Consider the following 17,129-nt stretch of genomic DNA (forward strand, 5'->3'; position numbering starts at 1 on the left):
CAAGGGACGGCAGATGCGGGGCCGCGCCGCGAACGGCCGGGCCCGGCTGGACGGTAGTGGGGCGGGCCGCCGGATCGCCACCGGTTTTCGCCCCGGCCTCGTCCTTCAACACACGGGCCCATTAAGGTCGTTGTGATCGCAAAGAGTGCGAAGCATGCGAAGAGCTGGCCAGGGGGAGCGATGGGCGGGAGAAGGACGGCGTACCGGTGGGCGGCCGCCACGGCCGGGGCGGTGCTGGCGGCGGTGTCGCTGACCGGCTGCGGGGGCGGCGGCGACGGCGCGGCGGGCGCGAAGGCAGCCGAGGGGGCCAAGGGCGGCGGGGACGCGAAGAAGCCGGCGCGGCCCGCGTTCGACCCGCCGCTGCGCTTCGAGGGGAACGCGGTCGACCTGCCGGGCGCCGAGCAGCCGAGCACGTCGAGCGGGGAGGCCCTGCGGCCCTCGGTGACGCTGGCGGACGGGGTCGCGTACGTCGACAACCAGCGGGGGATCGACGCGATCGACACCCGGACCGGCGACTCCAAGTGGTATGTGGCGACCAAGCACGAGGCGGAGCGGGGCGGCTTCGGGACGGAGCGGGTCGCGCCCCTGGTCTCGGACGACGGGCGGACCGTCTACGCCGCGTGGGACCGCCGGGTGCCGGGCGAGGGCACCGTGCGGGACCGGTTCGTCATCGAGGTGGTGGCCGTCGACACGGCCACCGGCAAGCGGACGTGGTCGGCCGAGATCCCGTCCGACCCCAGCGCCACCGGGATGGCCGCCACCGCCATCGGCGCCGACGGCAACCTCGCACCGCAGGTCGTCGGGGTGGACGCCGGCACCGCGGTCGTCACCGACGCGGACACCACGTACGCCCTCGACACCGCCACCGGGGCCGTCCGCTGGAAGAAGGGCGACTACCGGGCGCTGAACCTCGCCGAGGGCGTCGTGGCCGGTGGCGAGGAGACCGGGTACAACCAGGGCCGGCTGCTGGGCGTCGACGCGGAGACGGGGAAGCAGCGGTGGACCGTCGCGGGCGCCCGGCAGCCCGCCCGCGCCTCGTCGACGTTGCTGAGTGCGAACCGGGACGGCCACACGGACGTCGTGGACGCGGTCGACGGCAAGCTCCGCCTGATCATCGACAAGCCGGACTACCGCTGCCTGGACGACGCGCGGTCGCTGGTCGCGTGCTCCAAGTCCGGCTACAACGTCTCGGACCGGGGCATCGTGGTCATCGACGCGACCACGTTCCGGCGCAAGTGGGTCCTGTCCGCCGACTCCGGCCGGTCGGTGCCCGGGGTGACCGGCTTCTGGCACGGCGCCCTGTACGGCGAGGTGGGCGGACGGCCGGTCGTCCTGGACGGCGAGACGGGCAAGGACCGCGAGACCGATCCGAACGCGGCCCCGATCGAGATCGACCGGTACGGCGGCGTGGAGGGGACCCGGTTCATTCCGGCCAAGCGCTGAGACCGTGAAAGGGCCCCGCACGCCGAGGTGTGCGGGGCCCTTTCACGTACAAGCGGCCTACATCTTGAAGCCGTAGTCCATCAGCTTCTTCGCGTCCGCCGTGCGGTTCGCCTCGGACGACGAGGTCAGCACCGTGCCGATCACCGTCTTGCCGTTGCGGGTCGCGGCGAAGACCAGGCAGTACTTGGCCGCCGGGCCGGAGCCCGTCTTGATGCCGATCGTGCCGCTGTACGTGCCCAGCAGCTTGTTCGTGTTGGTCCACGACATGTAGCGGTAGCCGCCGCTCTTCGTCGTGACCTTCTGCTTGGTCGACTTCGTCTTCACGACCGAGCGGAACGTGGAGTACTTCATCGCGCTGCTCGCGAGCTTCGTCAGGTCGCGCGGGGTCGAGTAGTTGGACCCGTTCCCTATGCCGTCGAACGAGTCGAAGTGCGTGTTCTTCAGGCCGAGCGTCTTGGCGGTGCTGTTCATCTTGCCGATGAACGACTTCACCCGCGCCGCGCGCGTCGAACCGGAGCCGAACTTGTCCGCCAGCGCGTACGCGGCGTCGCAGCCCGACGGCAGCATGAGGCCGTAGAGCAGCTGGCGCACGGTGACCTTGTCGCCCACGATCAGCCGCGCCGAGGACGCGCCCTTGGAGACGATGTAGTCGCTGTACGCCTTCTGGATCGTGACCTTGGAGTCGAGGTTCAGGCCCTTCTGGGCCAGCACCACGCGCGCTGTCATGATCTTCGTCGTCGAGCCGGTGGAGCGGCGGGTGTCCGCGGCCTTGGTGAACAGCGTCTTTCCGGTGCCGTTGTTCATCACGAAGCCGCCCTTGGCGACGATCGAGGGCGCCTTGGGAGCGGCGGCGGCCCGTGCCTTGGCGAAGTAGGGCGCCTTGGGAGCGGCGGCCTGTGCCGTGGAGGCGAACGCGCCGCCCGCGATCAGGGCGCCCGTGGTGAGGGCCACCGTGACGGTTGCCGAACCGCGCCTTATGCCCTTAATGCCGAGTTTCAAAGTGAACGCTCCAAATACCCCTGAAAGGCGGCCACATGAGGGTGCCGCCGCGCTGATAAGACGAACGACTGCCCCGCATGGTTGGGCCCACTCATGGGTGATTTTTTACGACATCCAGGGGTGGCGGGGCGGCCCGCGGCGTTCGCGGGGCGAGGGCGGGCGGTGGCCAGGGGCTACCATCGGCGTCACATCCGAGCGCCCCAGAGGCCGGAGGTCACCGTGGACGATGTCGTGCGTGCGCAGGAGTCCGTCAGGGCATACGGCGAGCTCGTCGCCCTCGCCGAGCGCCTGGAGGCGCTGCGGCAGCTGGGCGAGGACGGGGTCGAGGCGCATACGACGGCCGCGCTGCACGCGGTCCGCTTCGCCGCGACGATCCTGTGGCGGACCGTGCCGGACGTACCGGCGCCGGACTACCGCCAGGACGAGGAGCGGCTGCTCGAACTGGCCGCGCACTGGCGCGAGGCCGCGCTCGGCCTCGGCGAGTTCGCGCCCCGGCGCCCGACGCTGCGGCTGGTGGAAAACGACGGGTCCTCCGCGTAGCCGCCGGGATAGCGTCCCCGGCATGACGCCTTCCCTGCGCAGTGCGCGCCTGGTCCTCGAACCGTATGTGCCCGCCGACGAGGAGGACTTCGTCGCCCTCTTCCTGGACCCCCGCGTCTCCCGCTGGATGGGCGACGGGCCGTGGCCCGAGGAGCAGTACCGCACCACGTTCTCCCGCATCTTCACGCACGCCTACGGCGGCGAGGGCTTCGACGTCTGGGCCGTGCGCCGGGACGGCAGGACGGTCGGCCACGCGGAGATCAAACCGGCCAAGGCCGTGGAGGGGCACGAGCTGATCTACGGCCTCGCCCCCGAGGCGTGGGGCCAGGGCCTCGGCACCGAACTCGCACGGACGATCGTCGCGTACGGCTTCGAGGTGCTGGACCTGGACCAGGTCTACGCGACCGTGGCCGAGCCGAACGCGGCGTCGCTGGCAGCCCTGCGGAAGGTGGGGTTCCAGCACGTCAGGGACATCACCGAGGAGGACGGGAGCACGACGCTGCTGCTGGCCGTCGGGCGGTAGCAGGACCGGCCCCGGCGCCCACATCGTGGACGGGACGGCACTTGCGTGCATGTTGTATCTATGCTGTGTCCATGCCTGCCCCCGCACCCGCCCCCGTGACCCCGCCCGCGAAGCAGCCCCCGGCCGCCGAGCGCGTCTACACGCACGTCAAGGACGCCGTCCTGGACCGCCGCTACGAGGGCGGCACCCTGCTCACCGAGGGCGGCCTCGCCGAGGCCGTGGGGGTCTCGCGCACCCCGGTGCGCGAGGCGCTGCTGCGCCTGGAGGTCGAGGGGCTGATCAAGCTCTACCCGAAGAAGGGCGCCCTGGTGCTCGCCGTCTCCGCCCAGGAGATCGCGGACGTGGTGGAGACCCGGCTGCTGGTCGAGGAGTTCGCCGCCCGCAAGGCGGTGCCCGCATCCCCGCAGCTGATCAGCCGGCTCGAAGCGCTCCTGGAGGAGCAGCGGCACTTCTCCGACACCGGCGACCTGGCCACCGTCTCCGTGAAGGACCGCTGCTTCCACGCCGAGATCGTCCGCCACGCGGGCAACGAGATCCTGTCCCGCCTCTACGACCAGCTGCGCGACCGCCAGCTGCGGATGGGCGTCGCCGTCATGGAGGCCCACCCGGACAGGATCGCCGCCAACATCGCGGAGCACGGCGAGCTGCTGGAGGCGATCAGGTCCGGTGACGCCGAGGGCGCCGCCCAGGTCGTGCGCCGCCACGTCGGCCGGGTCAAGGTGCTGGTCCGGGGTGAGGACCGGTGAGTTCCGCCGCCGCGCCCACCCTGCCCCTGCCCGGTGACCCGCCCGGCGGCCGTCGCGCCGCCTGGGTCTGGGGCATCGGCGTCGCCGTCTACTTCGTCGCCATCATCTTCCGGACCAGCCTCGGCGTCGCCGGACTCGACGCCGCCGACCGGTTCGACGTCAACGCCTCGGCGCTCTCCACCTTCTCCATCCTCCAGCTGCTCGTCTACGCGGGCATGCAGATACCCGTCGGCCTGATGGTCGACCGGCTCGGCACCAAGCGGGTCCTCACCCTCGGGGCCGTCCTGTTCACCCTCGGCCAGCTCGGTTTCGCGCTCTCCCCCTCGTACGGCACCGCGCTCGCCTCCCGCGCGCTGCTGGGGTGCGGCGACGCGATGACGTTCATCAGCGTGCTCCGGCTGGGGACGCGCTGGTTCCCGGCCCGGCGCGGCCCGCTGATCGGCCAGGTCGCCGCCCTCTTCGGGATGGCGGGCAACCTGATCTCCACGCTGGTCATCGCCCGCGCCCTGCACGGCTTCGGCTGGACGACCACCTTCGTCGGCAGCTCGCTGGCCGGGGTCGTGGTGCTGGTGCTGCTCCTGCTCTTCCTCAAGGACCACCCCGAGGGCTACGAGCCGCCGCCCGCCCAGCACGCCGGCGGGGCGTACGTCCGCAAGCAGATCGCGGCCTCCTGGCGGGAGCCCGGGACCCGGCTCGGGATGTGGGTGCACTTCACCACGCAGTTCCCGGCGATGGTGTTCCTGCTGCTGTGGGGCATGCCGTTCCTGGTCGAGGACCAGGGGCTCGACCGGGGGACCGCCGGTGAGCTGCTGACCCTGGTGGTCCTCTCGAACATGATGCTGGGGCTCGTCTACGGGCAGCTGATCGCCCGTCACCACGCGGTCCGCGTCCCGCTCGCCCTCGGCACGGTCGGCACGACGGCCACGCTGTGGGCGGTGACGATCTTCCACCCCGGGGACCACGCGCCGATGTGGCTGCTGGTCGTCCTGTGCGTGGTGCTCGGGGCGTGCGGGCCCGCCTCCATGATCGGCTTCGACTTCTCCCGCCCGGCCAACCCGCCGGAGCGCCAGGGCACCGCGTCCGGCATCGTCAACATGGGCGGCTTCGTCGCCTCGATGACCACGCTGCTGGCGGTCGGCGTGCTGCTGGACGCGACCGGTGACAACTACCGGGTGGCGTTCTCGTCGGTCTTCGTCCTGGAGGCGCTGGGCGTTACGCAGATCCTGCGGCTGCGCGCGAGGGCGGCGCGCCGCGAGCGCGATCACCATGTGATCAGCCGGGTGGAAGCGGTGCACGTGCCGGTGTGAACCGGCCCGGAACGGCGGCGCGCCCGTCCCCCTCGTGGGGGCGGGCGCCGCTGTGTGCCGGGGGTCGTCTACGGGGTGACGGCGAAGTGCTGGAGGATGGCGTCGGCCAGCTCTTGGTCGCCCTCGGTCTTGATCCGGTCCGCCACGGCGGCGGGCCGCACCCGGCCGCAGGCCAGCCGTACGTACGTCTCCCAGTCCATGGACAGCGTCGCGACGGGCCCGAGCGACGGGGCGACGTCCAGCGAACCGCGCCCCTCGGCGTCGACCCGTACCGTGCGCATGAACTCCAGCGGCCCGTGGACGTCCAGCACCACGGCGGAGTTGGCCGGTGCGCCCGCGCTCTTGGCCACCACCTTCGGCAGCCCCAGCAGCAGGATGTCGCGGGCGACCAGGGCGCCGGGGGAGTCCAGGTTCCCGGGCTTGCCCAGCGTCGTCCGCAGGTCCTGCTCGTGCACCCAGACGTCGAACGCGCGCATCCGCAGCGCCGTCTCCAGGGTCTGCTCCTTGCCCAGCGGCGCCCGCACCATGGTCTCCGGGTCCCGCGTCTCGTTCCGCAGCTGGCGGGAGCGCCGGATGATCGTGTACTCCAGCTCCGAGGTCATCTCCGGCGCGGTGTGGTGGCGCCTGACGTCGACCTGCATCTCCATGTAGCGGGCGAACTCGCTCTGCACGTGGAACAGGTCGCGCGGCAGGGTGTGGATCGGGCGCGGGTCGCCGAGCTGTTCGCACTCCATGCCGATGATGTGCGACACGATGTCGCGCACGGACCAGTTGGGGCAGGGTGTGCGGCCGTTCCACTCCCCCTCGGCGAGCGGGCTCACCAGCTCGGCTATGGACTCGATGGAGTGGGTCCAGGCGTCGGCGTAGGTCTGGAGGCTGGGATGGACGGTCACGGGACCCCTCGTGCGGTTCTGCGGTGCATGGGCAACTGGGCGCGGACGGTCGGGCTGCGGGCTGCGGGCAGCAATGAGGTTCGGTGGCTAAGTTACGCTGCGAGCAGGCACCCCGGCAGTGCTTTCGTGTGACGATCGTAGGCCGGTGTTGACGGCTCGAATGCCAGGACGGTGGTAGTGTGCGCGCCTCCCTCATCCAGATCGCAGTAGACCCGGACGAACCCGTCGGTTCCCGCAGGGAACGCGCCGCCTCGCTGGTGGCGTCGCAGCGGGGCGCGGATCTGGTGGTCCTGCCCGAACTGTGGCCGGTCGGAGCCTTCGCCTATACGGCCTTCGAGGACGAGGCCGAGCCGCTGACGGGCCCGACGCACGAGGTGATGGCCAAGGCCGCCGCCGAGGCCGGGGTCTGGCTGCACGCCGGTTCCTTCGTGGAACGGGCCGGGGACGGCACCCTCTACAACACCACGCTCGTCTTCTCCCCCGAGGGCGAGCGGGCCGCCGCCTACCGCAAGATCCACCGCTTCGGCTTCGACCAGGGCGAGGCGGTCATGATGGGCGCCGGCGATGACCTGGTCACCGTCGCCCTCCCGGAGACCACGCTCGGCCTCGCCACCTGCTACGACCTCCGCTTCCCGGAGCTCTTCCGGGGCCTGGTCGACGCCGGGGCCGAAACCCTCGTCGTCGCCGCCGGGTGGCCGGAGCGCCGCCGCGCCCACTGGACGCTGCTCGCTCAGGCCCGTGCCGTCGAGAACCAGGCGTACGTCCTCGCCGTCGGCTCCGCCGGTACGCACGCGGGCATCCAGCAGGCCGGGCACTCCCTCGTCGTGGACCCCTGGGGCGAGGTGCTCGCGGAGGCGGGCGCGGACGAGGAGGTGCTGACCGTGGAGCTGGACACGGCCAAGGTCGCGGCGACCCGGGACCAGTTCCCGGCGCTGAAGGACCGGCGACTGGGACTGTCCGCACCGAAGATCTGAAGCGCGAAGGGCCCCTCGTCTCACGGTTTCACGTGAAACAAGGGGCCCTTCGCGTGGTGGGCGCGGTCAGTCGTCGTGGTCCTTCTCCGCGAGCACGATCACGCACACCGCGGCCGCGATCAGCAGCGATGCGTCGGCGTCGTCCCGCACGATGTCGATGCCGTACGTGTCCCGGATGGACAGCCAGCGACGGGAGATCTGGGCCAGCAGTTCGCCGTCGTAGTCGATGGCGAACTCGCGGTCCAGGATCTTGCCGCTGACGTCGAGCTCGGTGCCGTCCGCCAGGGTCACGCGGTAGTGGTTGCGGAGCAGCGACAGATGCTTCTTCTTGACCTTGGCGAGCTGTTCGCCGTCCCGCTCGATCAGCATCGTGTCGCGCAGACTCAGGAGCTTCTGGCGGATCTCCACGACGATCCGGCCCTGCGCGTCCTTCAGCTCGAAGGTGTCGCGCACCCGCATGGCCTTGCCGTCGACCAGGAAGACCTTGCGGCCGTCCGCGTCCTCGATCCAGTAGTCGTCACCGATGCCGAAAATGCGCTCACGCACGAGAAGTCTCATGGCTCACAGGTTCCCCGAGCCACCTGTGGAATGCGGGAACGCCACGGTGATGTTGACTGGTCTCATGGCAACACGTGCGCGCGTCAGGGCCCCCGAACTCATCGGCAAGGGCGGCTGGCTCAATACAGGCGACCGGCAGTACACCCTCGCCGACCTGCGAGGACGCATCGTCATCCTCGACTTCTGGACCTTCTGCTGTGTGAACTGCCTGCATGTTCTCGATGAGCTGCGCGAGCTGGAGGAGAAGCACCGCGACACCGTCGTGATCATCGGCGTGCACTCCCCGAAGTTCGTGCACGAGGCGGAGCACCAGGCCGTCGTGGACGCGGTCGAGCGGTACGAGGTCCACCACCCGGTCCTCGACGACCCCGAGCTCGCCACCTGGAAGCAGTACGCCGTGCGCGCCTGGCCCACGCTCGTCGTCATCGACCCCGAGGGCTATGTCGTCGCCCAGCACGCCGGTGAGGGCCACGCCCACGCCATCGAGAAGCTGGTCGAGGAGCTGGAGGCGGAGCACGCGGCGAAGGGCACCCTGCGACGCGGGGACGGGCCGTACGTCGCACCGGAGCCGGTCGCCACGCATCTGCGGTTCCCCGGCAAGGCGCTGCTCCTCGCGGACGGCGGCTTCCTGGTCTCCGACACCACCCGGCACCGGCTGGTCGAGCTGGACCCGGACGGCGAGACCGTGCGCCGGCACTTCGGGGCGGGCGAGCGCGGGTTCGCGGACGGCGGTCCCGACCAGGTCCGCTTCAGCGAGCCGCAGGGGCTCGCCCTGCTGCCCGACGGGCGGATCGCGGTCGCCGACACCGTCAACCACGCCATCCGCGCCCTCGACCTCACGACCGGGGAGACGACCACCCTCGCCGGTACCGGCCGCCAGTGGTGGCAGGGGGCGCCCACCAGCGGCCCGGCCCGCGAGGTGGACCTCTCCTCGCCGTGGGACGTCGCCTGGTTCGACGGCCGGCTCTGGATCGCCATGGCCGGGGTGCACCAGCTGTGGACGTACGACCCCGAGGACGGCACCGTACGGGTCACCGCCGGGACCACCAACGAGGGCCTGGTCGACGGGCCCGGCGCGGAGGCGTGGTTCGCCCAGCCGTCCGGGCTCGCGGCGACCGAGGAGCGGCTGTGGATCGCCGACTCGGAGACGTCCGCGCTCCGCTGGGTCGACCGCGAGGGCGCCGTGCACACCGCCGTCGGCACCGGCCTCTTCGACTTCGGCCACCGGGACGGCGCCGCCGACCAGGCCCTGCTCCAGCACCCCCTCGGCGTGACCGCCCTGCCCGACGGGTCCGTCGCCGTCTGCGACACGTACAACCACGCCCTGCGCCGGTACGACCCGGCGAGCGGTGAGGTCACCACCCTGGCCACGGACCTGCGGGAGCCCAGCGACGCCGTGCTGGTGGACGGCGACCTCGTCGTCGTGGAGTCCGCCCGGCACCGGCTGACCCGGCTGCGGCTGCCCGAGGAGGCGGTACGCGTCGCCGAACAGGCGCACCGCACCCAGCGGGCCGCCACCGAGGTCGCCCCCGGCGCGCTCCGGCTCGACGTCGTCTTCCAGGCCCCGGCCGGGCAGAAGCTGGACACCCGGTACGGTCCGTCGACCCGCCTGCTGGTCTCCTCGACCCCGCCCGGGCTGCTGGCCGAGGGCGAGGGCGCGGGCACCGACCTCTTCCGGGACCTCGTCCTCGCGGACGGCGTCACCGAGGGCGTCCTGCACGTCTCCGCGATGGCCGCGTCCTGCGACGACGACCCGGCGAACGAGTACCCGGCCTGCCACGTCCACCAGCAGGACTGGGGCGTCCCCGTCCGCGTCACGGAGGGCGGCGCGGCCCGGCTCCCGCTGGTCCTCGCGGGGATGGACGCTTAGAGCCGTCAGCCGTCAGCCGTCAGCCGTCAGCCGTCAGCCGTCAGGCGGCGGGTCGCCTCGGTGCGGCGGCGTACGTGGTCCGGGCTCGCCGTCACCCGGAGCAGCGCCTCCAGGGCCCGGACCGCGCCCTCGTCGTATCCGGCGCGCTCCGCCTCGGCGGCGGCCTCGTCCAGGAGGCGGATGCCCTCCTCCTCCGCGCCCAGGGCGAGGCGGGCCTCGCCGCTGACGGACAGCAGCAGCACCCGGCGGGCCGCCTCCTCGTGCTCGGGGCCCAGGTCGAAGGCGGTCCGGGCGGAGTCCAGGGCGTCCTGCGGGCGGCCCGCCGTGAGCTGCATCCGGGCCAGGTGCTGGAGCGCGAGCATCTCGGTGTGCGCGTCGGGCTCCTCGCGGGCCAGTTCGAGGGCCCGTTCGCAGCCCTCCATCGCCACGTCGAGGCCGCCCTGCTCGGCCTGGACGATGGCCAGGTTGATGAGCGCCGTCGCCTCGCCGAGCCGGTCCCCCGCCTGCCGGGCGAGTCCGGGCGAGGGCTCCAGCATGGCGACGGCCTCGCCGGTCCTGCCCTCCTCCGTCAGCACCCAGCCGAGCAGATTGCGGACCCGGGACTCGGCGTACGGGTCCTCGCGGGCGACGGCCGCCGCCAGGGCGAGATCCAGCATCGGGGTCCAGCCGTCCCGGACCCGCCACACCACGTGCGGCCACTGGAGCAGGATGATCCGCCACGCCCGGTCGTCGAGCCCGGCGGCCCGGGCCGCTGCGGCCGCCAGGGTCAGGTCCTCGCGTTCCGCGGCCAGCCAGCTCATCGCCTCCGCCCGGTCCGTGAAGTCCCGGGTCGCGGTGGGCGCGTGGAAGTCGGCGGGCAGCACGAAGCAGGGCTCGCCGCCCGGTTCCGCCGTGTCGGCGGCGGCGAGCGCGGTGGCGATGTAGTGGTCCAGCACCCCGATGAGCGCGTCCGGCGCCGCCGCCGGGTCGAGTCCCCGCGCGTACAGCCGCACCAGGTCGTGGAGTATCCAGCGGCCGGGGCCCGCCTCCGTGACCAGGTGGGCGGCGGCCAGCCGTTCCAGCGCCGCCCCGGCGGTGACCGGGTCGCTGCCGGCGAGCGCGGCCGCGGTGTACGGGTCGAAGTGGCTGCCCGGGTGGTGGCCGAGGCGGCCGAGGTGGTGGACGGCGTCCGGCGGCAGCTGCTGCACGGTGAGCCGCAGGGCGGCGGACACTCCGGTGTCCTCCACGTCCAGATAGGACAGCCGGCTGCGCTCGTCCGCGAGTTCTTCGGCCATCGCGGCCAGCGTCCACTGCGGGCGCCCCGCCAGCCGGGCCGCCGTCACCCGCAGGGCGAGGGGCAGTCCGCCGCAGAGCTCGGCGAGCCGCCGGGCCGCCACCGGTTCCGCGAGGACCCGTTCCTCGCCGAGCACCCCGGCCAGCAGCGCGGTGCCGTCCGTCGGTTCGAGTATGTCCACCGGGACCGGGACGGCCGCGTCCGAGGCGATCAGCCCGTCGAGCCGGTGCCGGCTGGTGACCAGCGTGACGCAGTCCGCGCCGCCCGGCAGCAGCGGCCTGACCTGCGCGGAGTCCCGGGCGTTGTCCAGCACGACGAGGAGGCTGAGCCGGTCGGTGAGCGAGCGGAACAGGGCCGCCGCTCCGGCCATGGACTCCGGCACCCGGCGGGGCGCGACGCCGAGCGCGAGCAGGAACTCCCGCAGCACTTCGAGCGGGGTCGGCTCCGCGGTGTCCCCGAATCCGCGCAGGTCCGCGAAGAGCCGCCCGTCCGGGAAGGCGGCGGGGGTTCGCCGCGCCCAGTGCAGCGCCAGCGCCGTCTTCCCGACCCCCGCCGGACCGGTGACCAGGCACACGGGCGCCTCCCCGGCCGCGGCCCGCGAGAGCGCGGTCAGCTCGGTGCCCCGCCCGTGGAACCCGCGCGGCGCGCGCGGCAGCAGATCGGCGACGGGCGCGGGTGCGCCTGCGGCGGCGTACGGGGCGGGCGGGGCGTGCACCGGTGCGACGGCCGCCCGGGGCGCGATGACCTGCGTCCCGCCGGAGGCGTGCGGTGCGGCGGGGCCGCCGCCGTGCACGGGCGGGCCCGCGGCCTCGGCGGTGTCCCCAGGAGCAACGGGCCCGCCGCCCCCCTCCCCGCGCAGAATGCGCGCGTACGCGTCCGCCAGCTCGCGGCCCGGGTCGATGCCCAGTTCGTCCGCGAGCAGGCGGCGGGTGCGGTGGAAGCAGTCCAGGGCCTCGGACTGGCGGCCCGAGCGGTGGAGGGCGGTCATCAGGGCCGCCGCCAGGGACTCGCGCAGGGGGTGGGCGACGGCCTCCACGCGCAGGACCGCCGCCGCGCGGTGGTGTTCGCCCAGCTCCCCGTACGCGCGGGCCAGCTGCTCGACCGTCGAGAGGCGGGACTCCTCCAGGGCGTGGGCGGCCGCCTGGAGCGGGGCGCTCGCGAAGGTGCCGGTGAGGGCGGGGCCCTGCCAGAGCGACAGGGCCTCCTTCAGCATCAGCACCGTGTCGGCGGGATCCCGCTGCTCGCGGGCCAGCATCAGCAGTTCCTCGAACCGCTGGGAGTCCAGCAGGGTCTCCGGCGCCCGGAGGACGTACGCGTCGCCGAGCGTCGCCAGCTCGACCCCGTACGCCTGCGCGTCCGCGCCGACCAGCAGGGCGCGCAGCCGCGAGACATGGCCCTGGATGACCGTGCGGGCGTGGAGCGGAGGCTCCTCGTCCCACAGGCAGTCGGTCAGCCGCGCCATGGACACGGGGGTGTTGGCGTGCAGCAGCAGGGCCGCGAGCAGGCTGCGGCGCTTGGCGGGACCGAGGGGCAGCGGCCCGGTCAGCGTGTCGACGCAGACGGTGCCGAGCAGCCGGAACTCCACGAGCGGCTCCCCTTCGGGGTCTGACGCGCCCGGTTCCGGGTCACGGACAAGTGCCCAGAATATCGGGGATTCCGCCGTGGCGTTCCGGGGGTGTGGCCGGATCGCCCCCGGTCACAGGTGCCGTTCGTCGTCGGAGACGACCGTCGTGGTGGGCGGCACGACCATCCGGCGGCGCCGGATGACGCTCGCGTAGACGAAGACGCCGATGATGCCGACGATCATCATGATCCAGCCGACCAGATCGACGTTGACGCTGTCCAGGTGCCAGTCGGTCGCGAAGGCGAGGATCGCCCCAGCGCCGATGAGGAGAATGCATCCGCCGAGTCCCATGAGTTCCGCCTCCCAGGCGGCCCGGGACCTCCGGGCCGTGTACGGAGCGCGTACCCGGGTCGGCAACGAGCATGCGCGGGCGGGAGGTTGGGAAGCCTCCCGCCCGCCCCCGGAAGCCCGGGCCTCAGCCGGCCAGGAAGGACGCCAGCGCGTTCGCGAGGAGGTACGGGTCGTCCGCGCCGCACAGCTCACGGGCGCTGTGCATGGACAGGATGGCGACGCCGATGTCGACGGTCTTGATGCCGTGCCGGGCCGCGGTGATCGGGCCGATCGTCGTGCCGCAGGGCATCGCGTTGTTGGAGACGAACGTCTGCCACGGCACGCCCGCCTTCTCGCAGGCCGCCGCGAACACGGACCGGCCGCCGCCGTCGGTGGCGTACCGCATGTTGACGTTGACCTTGAGGATCGGTCCGCCGTTGACGACCGGGTGGTGCGTGGGGTCGTGGCGCTCAGCGTAGTTCGGGTGGATCGCGTGGCCGGTGTCCGAGGAGAGGCAGACCGTGCCGGCGAAGGCGCGGGCGCGGTCCTCGTAACCACCGCCCCGGGCGAAGACCGAGCGCTCCAGGACCGTGCCGAGCAGCGGTCCGTCCGCGCCGGTGTCCGACTGGGAGCCGTTCTCCTCGTGGTCGAAGGCGGCCATCACCGGGATGTACGGCAGTTCGGAGTCGGGCTGTCCGGCGACGGCGGCCAGCGCGGCGGTCGCCGCGTGCACCGAGAGCAGGTTGTCCATGCGCGGCCCGGCCAGCAGCTCGCGGTCGCGGCCCAGGTAGGCCGGGGGCTCGACCGGGTGCGGCATCAGGTCCCAGCCGGTGATGTCCTCGGCGTCGACGCCCGCCTCCTCGGCGACGAACCGGATGAGGTCGCCCTCCTCGACGTCCCCGAGCCCCCAGATCGGCTGCATGTGCTTCTGCCGGTCCAGCTTGAGCCCGTCGGTGTTGGCCGACCGGTCCAGGTGCACGGCGAGCTGGGGTACGCGCAGCAGCGGGCGGTCGATGGAAACCAGCAGGTCCGTTCCGTCGCGCAGCGAGATCCGGCCGGCGAGACCGAGGTCGCGGTCCAGCCAGGTGTTCAGCAGGGTGCCGCCGTAGATCTCCACGGCGACCTGGCGCCAGCCGTACGCGCCGGTGTCCGGAATCGGCTTGACCCGGAGGTTCGGCGAGTCGGTGTGCGCACCGGCGATCCGGAACGGGGTGTGCGCCCCGGCGCCCTCCGGCACGTACCAGGCGACGATCGCGCCACCGCGCAGGACGTACTTGCCGCCGGTGGTTCCGTCCCAGGCCGCGGTCTCCTCCACCTGCCGGAATCCGGCCTTCTCCAGCCGGGCGGCGGCGGTGGCCACGGCGTGGTACGGGGAGGGTGAGGCCATCAGGAAGGCCATCAGATCGTCGGTGTGCCCGCGGTCGAAGCGGAGGGAGGAGCTCATGTTCTTCACTGTAGCCAGACGTGGCCGAAAGGATTCCCTGCCGTCCCCCGGCCCCCGCGCCCATCATGCGGCCGCCGCCCCCGGAATCGGATCCGGGGGCGGCGGCCGGCAGAGGTGCGGGACGGCTCCTAGAAGGCGGCCTCGTCCAGCTCCATCAGGGAGTTGTCGACGGCCTCGGCGAGCGCACGCTCGGCGCCGACGCCCGGGAGGACGTTCGCGGCGAAGAACTTCGCGGCGGCGATCTTGCCCTGGTAGAAGGGGACGTCCTTCGCGGAGGCGGTCGGCAGCTTCTCGGCGGCCACGGCCGCACCCTTGAGGAGCAGGTAGCCGACGACGACGTCGCCGGAGGCCAGCAGCAGGCGGGTGGTGTTGAGGCCCACCTTGTAGATGTTCTTCACGTCCTCGCCGGTCGCGGTGAGGTCGGTGATCATCGTGCCGACGATCGCCTCCAGGTCCACCGCGGCCTTCGCGAGGCTGTCCAGCGCACCGGACAGCTCCTCGTGGTCCTGGGCGCCAGCGAGGAACTTCTTGATCTCCTCGGAGAGCGCGTTGAGCGAGGCACCCTGGTCGCGGACGATCTTCCGGAAGAAGAAGTCCTGGCCCTGGATGGCCGTGGTGCCCTCGTACAGGGTGTCGATCTTGGCGTCGCGGATGTACTGCTCGACCGGGTACTCCTGGAGGTACCCGGAGCCGCCGAACGTCTGGAGCGACTGCGCCAGCTGCTCGTACGACTTCTCGGAGCCGTAGCCCTTGACGATCGGGAGGAGCAGGTCGTTGAGGCCGTGCAGCGCCTTGGCGTCCTCGCCCGCGGCCTCCTTCTCCTGGATCGCGTCCTGGACGGAGGCGGTGTAGAGGACGAGGGCGCGCATGCCCTCCGCGTACGCCTTCTGCGTCATCAGCGAGCGGCGCACGTCGGGGTGGTGCGTGATGGTGACCTTCGGCGCGGCCTTGTCCATGAACTGCGACAGGTCGGTGCCCTGGACGCGCTCCTTGGCGTACTCCAGCGCGTTCAGGTAGCCGGTGGAGAGCGTGGCGATGGCCTTCGTGCCGACCATCATGCGGGCGAACTCGATGATGCGGAACATCTGGCGGATGCCGTCGTGCTTGTCGCCGATGAGCCAGCCCTTGGCGGGGTGGCGGTCGCCGAACGTCATCTCGCAGGTGTTGGACGCCTTGAGGCCCATCTTGTGCTCGACGTTCGTCGCGTAGACGCCGTTGCGCTCGCCCAGCTCGCCGGTGGTCCAGTCGAAGTGGTACTTCGGGACCAGGAAGAGGGAGAGGCCCTTGGTGCCCGGGCCCGCGCCCTCGGGGCGCGCCAGCACGTAGTGGAGGATGTTCTCCGACATGTCGTGCTCGCCCGAGGTGATGAAGCGCTTCACGCCCTCGATGTGCCAGGAGCCGTCCTCCTGCTCGACGGCCTTCGTGCGGCCCGCGCCGACGTCGGAGCCGGCGTCCGGCTCGGTCAGCACCATCGTCGAGCCCCACTGCTTCTCGACGGCGATCTCGGCGACCTTCTTCTGCGCCTCGTTGCCCTCCTCGAAGAGGATGCCGGCGAACGCCGGGCCCGAGGAGTACATCCAGACGGCCGGGTTCGAGCCGAGCAGCAGCTCCGCGTAGCCCCAGATCAGGGAGCGGGGCGAGGTGGTGCCGCCGATCTCCTCCGGCAGGCCCAGGCGCCAGTACTCGGAGTCCATGAACGCCTGGTACGACTTCTTGAACGTGTCGGGGACCGGCGCCGTGTTGGTCTCCGGGTCGAAGACCGGCGGGTTGCGGTCGGCGTTCGCGTAGGAGTCGGCGAGCTCGTTCTCGGCGAGGCGGGCGACCTCCTCGAGGATGCTCTTCGCGGTGTCGACGTCCATCTCCGCGAACGGTCCGGTGCCGTACAGCTTGTCGCGCCCGAGGACCTCGAAGAGGTTGAACTCGATGTCGCGGAGATTCGACTTGTAGTGCCCCATGGGAAGGCTCCGTAATCAATAGCAGTGGCGCGCAGCGCCCCGTGGAGGGGTGGCCCGGACCTATCAGGTGACCTCTACGATGATGCTACCCGTCAGTAATAAGACGCAACCCCCTGAGCCCCGGATGTGGCCGATTACTCTTTGTTCCATGTACGGCTACGACCAGAACCAGGGCGCGCAGCAGCCGATGGGGGGCGGCTACGGCGAGCAGCCGCTGTACCCCGAACCCTCGCCGCCGTCGCTGGGTGACGCGGTACGGGCCTTCACGACCGGCTCGCTGGCCGCCGAGGACTTCCAGCAGGTCTTCGCGACCTCGAAGGTCTACTGCCCGCGCGGCGACAACCCGGGCTTCCTCGCGCTGCACAACACCCAGCAGCCGGTGATCCCGATGTTCACCACGCTCAAGGAGCTGCGGCGGTACGCGGGCAAGGACTCCAAGTACTTCGTGATCACCGGCGCCGAGGTGATCGACCTGCTGCCCACCGGCTACGGCTTCGTCCTGGACATGGAGGGTGAGCACCGGATGGTCTTCGACGCCAAGGCTGTCGAACAGATGGTCGATTTCGCGATGCGCCGCATGTACGGCTGATCCGCCGCCCGAGGCTTCCGGAAGGGGCCCGTACCGCTCTCGGTACGGGCCCCTTCCGGCTGTCCGGGGGCGCGCGGGAATGCGGGGCGCCTTGCGGGATGTTCACCATTCAACTAAATTG

The 17,129-nt window shown here is 72.0% G+C and carries 15 protein-coding genes; 8 read left to right on the forward strand and 7 right to left on the reverse strand.

Translation table 11 applies throughout. The annotated features are described in order from the left end of the window. Window positions 1–180: 180 nt before the first annotated feature. The gene (locus AMK18_RS21005) at window positions 181–1,443 is read left to right on the forward strand and encodes an outer membrane protein assembly factor BamB family protein (protein WP_241836610.1); all 1,263 of its coding nucleotides are present in this window, start codon (window positions 181–183) and stop codon (window positions 1,441–1,443) included. A 57-nt stretch (window positions 1,444–1,500) separates the two neighbouring features. Here the strand turns inward: AMK18_RS21005 and AMK18_RS21010 are convergent, their stop codons facing one another. Beyond that, window positions 1,501–2,442, reverse strand: coding sequence for a D-alanyl-D-alanine carboxypeptidase family protein (locus tag AMK18_RS21010; RefSeq protein WP_198957050.1), 942 nt, complete (start codon window positions 2,440–2,442; stop codon window positions 1,501–1,503). 219 nt (window positions 2,443–2,661) lie between these two features. On the opposite strand from AMK18_RS21010, the gene AMK18_RS21015 reads away from it, so the two are divergent. The 4 genes from AMK18_RS21015 (at window position 2,662) to AMK18_RS21030 (ending at window position 5,558) form a co-directional block, all read left to right on the forward strand. After that, the gene (locus tag AMK18_RS21015) at window positions 2,662–2,982 is read left to right on the forward strand and encodes a hypothetical protein (RefSeq protein WP_018101984.1); all 321 of its coding nucleotides are present in this window, start codon (window positions 2,662–2,664) and stop codon (window positions 2,980–2,982) included. Window positions 2,983–3,004: 22 nt separating this feature from the next. Continuing rightward, the gene (locus AMK18_RS21020; protein ID WP_073863914.1) at window positions 3,005–3,505 is read left to right on the forward strand and encodes a GNAT family N-acetyltransferase; all 501 of its coding nucleotides are present in this window, start codon (window positions 3,005–3,007) and stop codon (window positions 3,503–3,505) included. 71 nt (window positions 3,506–3,576) lie between these two features. Further along, complete coding sequence (locus tag AMK18_RS21025; RefSeq protein WP_026171376.1) at window positions 3,577–4,251, forward strand: GntR family transcriptional regulator; 675 nt, start codon at window positions 3,577–3,579, stop codon at window positions 4,249–4,251. After that, window positions 4,248–5,558 (forward strand): MFS transporter, encoded by a 1,311-nt coding sequence (locus AMK18_RS21030; RefSeq protein WP_073863915.1) that lies wholly within the window; start codon window positions 4,248–4,250, stop codon window positions 5,556–5,558. The genes AMK18_RS21025 and AMK18_RS21030 overlap by 4 nt, the downstream gene beginning before the upstream one ends. Window positions 5,559–5,626: 68 nt before the next feature. On the opposite strand, the gene AMK18_RS21035 is transcribed toward AMK18_RS21030, so the two are convergent. Beyond that, window positions 5,627–6,451 carry a maleylpyruvate isomerase family mycothiol-dependent enzyme gene (locus AMK18_RS21035; RefSeq protein ID WP_018101988.1) on the reverse strand — a complete coding sequence of 275 codons (825 nt, stop codon included), beginning with the start codon at window positions 6,449–6,451 and terminating at the stop codon, window positions 5,627–5,629. A 179-nt stretch (window positions 6,452–6,630) separates the two neighbouring features. On the opposite strand from AMK18_RS21035, the gene AMK18_RS21040 reads away from it, so the two are divergent. Further along, entirely contained in the window at window positions 6,631–7,425 is a 795-nt protein-coding gene (locus tag AMK18_RS21040; RefSeq protein ID WP_073863916.1) for a carbon-nitrogen family hydrolase, read from the forward strand. A 66-nt stretch (window positions 7,426–7,491) separates the two neighbouring features. On the opposite strand, the gene AMK18_RS21045 is transcribed toward AMK18_RS21040, so the two are convergent. Beyond that, window positions 7,492–7,983 carry an LURP-one-related/scramblase family protein gene (locus tag AMK18_RS21045; RefSeq protein WP_073863917.1) on the reverse strand — a complete coding sequence of 164 codons (492 nt, stop codon included), beginning with the start codon at window positions 7,981–7,983 and terminating at the stop codon, window positions 7,492–7,494. A gap of 64 nt (window positions 7,984–8,047) precedes the next feature. Here AMK18_RS21045 and AMK18_RS21050 point away from each other — a divergent pair, with 64 nt between their 5' ends. Next, complete coding sequence (locus AMK18_RS21050; protein WP_073863918.1) at window positions 8,048–9,853, forward strand: NHL domain-containing thioredoxin family protein; 1,806 nt, start codon at window positions 8,048–8,050, stop codon at window positions 9,851–9,853. 26 nt (window positions 9,854–9,879) lie between these two features. On the opposite strand, the gene AMK18_RS21055 is transcribed toward AMK18_RS21050, so the two are convergent. The 4 genes from AMK18_RS21055 to AMK18_RS21070 form a co-directional block, all read right to left on the reverse strand. Beyond that, window positions 9,880–12,711, reverse strand: coding sequence for an AfsR/SARP family transcriptional regulator (locus AMK18_RS21055; protein ID WP_073863919.1), 2,832 nt, complete (start codon window positions 12,709–12,711; stop codon window positions 9,880–9,882). Between the two features lie 111 nt (window positions 12,712–12,822). Beyond that, window positions 12,823–13,041, reverse strand: a complete 219-nt coding sequence (locus AMK18_RS21060; protein ID WP_018101993.1) for a DUF6458 family protein — start codon at window positions 13,039–13,041, stop codon at window positions 12,823–12,825. A 124-nt stretch (window positions 13,042–13,165) separates the two neighbouring features. Further along, on the reverse strand, window positions 13,166–14,464 hold the full coding sequence (locus AMK18_RS21065) for a M18 family aminopeptidase (RefSeq protein ID WP_073864208.1): 1,299 nt from the start codon (window positions 14,462–14,464) through the stop codon (window positions 13,166–13,168). A 128-nt stretch (window positions 14,465–14,592) separates the two neighbouring features. Beyond that, window positions 14,593–16,419 (reverse strand): acyl-CoA dehydrogenase, encoded by a 1,827-nt coding sequence (locus AMK18_RS21070; protein ID WP_073863920.1) that lies wholly within the window; start codon window positions 16,417–16,419, stop codon window positions 14,593–14,595. Window positions 16,420–16,567: 148 nt separating this feature from the next. On the opposite strand from AMK18_RS21070, the gene AMK18_RS21075 reads away from it, so the two are divergent. Next, complete coding sequence (locus AMK18_RS21075) at window positions 16,568–17,008, forward strand: SseB family protein (protein WP_018101996.1); 441 nt, start codon at window positions 16,568–16,570, stop codon at window positions 17,006–17,008. Window positions 17,009–17,129 lie beyond the last annotated feature (121 nt).

It is taken from the genome of Streptomyces sp. CB01249, from assembly GCF_001905735.1.
In the GTDB taxonomy this organism is placed as follows: domain Bacteria; phylum Actinomycetota; class Actinomycetes; order Streptomycetales; family Streptomycetaceae; genus Streptomyces.

Excerpts from the sequence above, each read along its gene's own strand:
- AMK18_RS21025 (WP_026171376.1), top strand. The coding sequence starts at position 3,577 with ATGCCTGCCCCCGCACCCGCCCCCGTGACCCCGCCCGCGAAGCAGCCC.
- AMK18_RS21070 (WP_073863920.1), bottom strand. The coding sequence starts at position 16,419 with ATGGGGCACTACAAGTCGAATCTCCGCGACATCGAGTTCAACCTCTTC.
- AMK18_RS21060 (WP_018101993.1), bottom strand. The coding sequence starts at position 13,041 with ATGGGACTCGGCGGATGCATTCTCCTCATCGGCGCTGGGGCGATCCTC.
- AMK18_RS21045 (WP_073863917.1), bottom strand. The coding sequence starts at position 7,983 with ATGAGACTTCTCGTGCGTGAGCGCATTTTCGGCATCGGTGACGACTAC.
- AMK18_RS21020 (WP_073863914.1), top strand. The coding sequence starts at position 3,005 with ATGACGCCTTCCCTGCGCAGTGCGCGCCTGGTCCTCGAACCGTATGTG.
- AMK18_RS21005 (WP_241836610.1), top strand. The coding sequence starts at position 181 with ATGGGCGGGAGAAGGACGGCGTACCGGTGGGCGGCCGCCACGGCCGGG.
- AMK18_RS21075 (WP_018101996.1), top strand. The coding sequence starts at position 16,568 with ATGTACGGCTACGACCAGAACCAGGGCGCGCAGCAGCCGATGGGGGGC.
- AMK18_RS21065 (WP_073864208.1), bottom strand. The coding sequence starts at position 14,464 with ATGAGCTCCTCCCTCCGCTTCGACCGCGGGCACACCGACGATCTGATG.
- AMK18_RS21050 (WP_073863918.1), top strand. The coding sequence starts at position 8,048 with ATGGCAACACGTGCGCGCGTCAGGGCCCCCGAACTCATCGGCAAGGGC.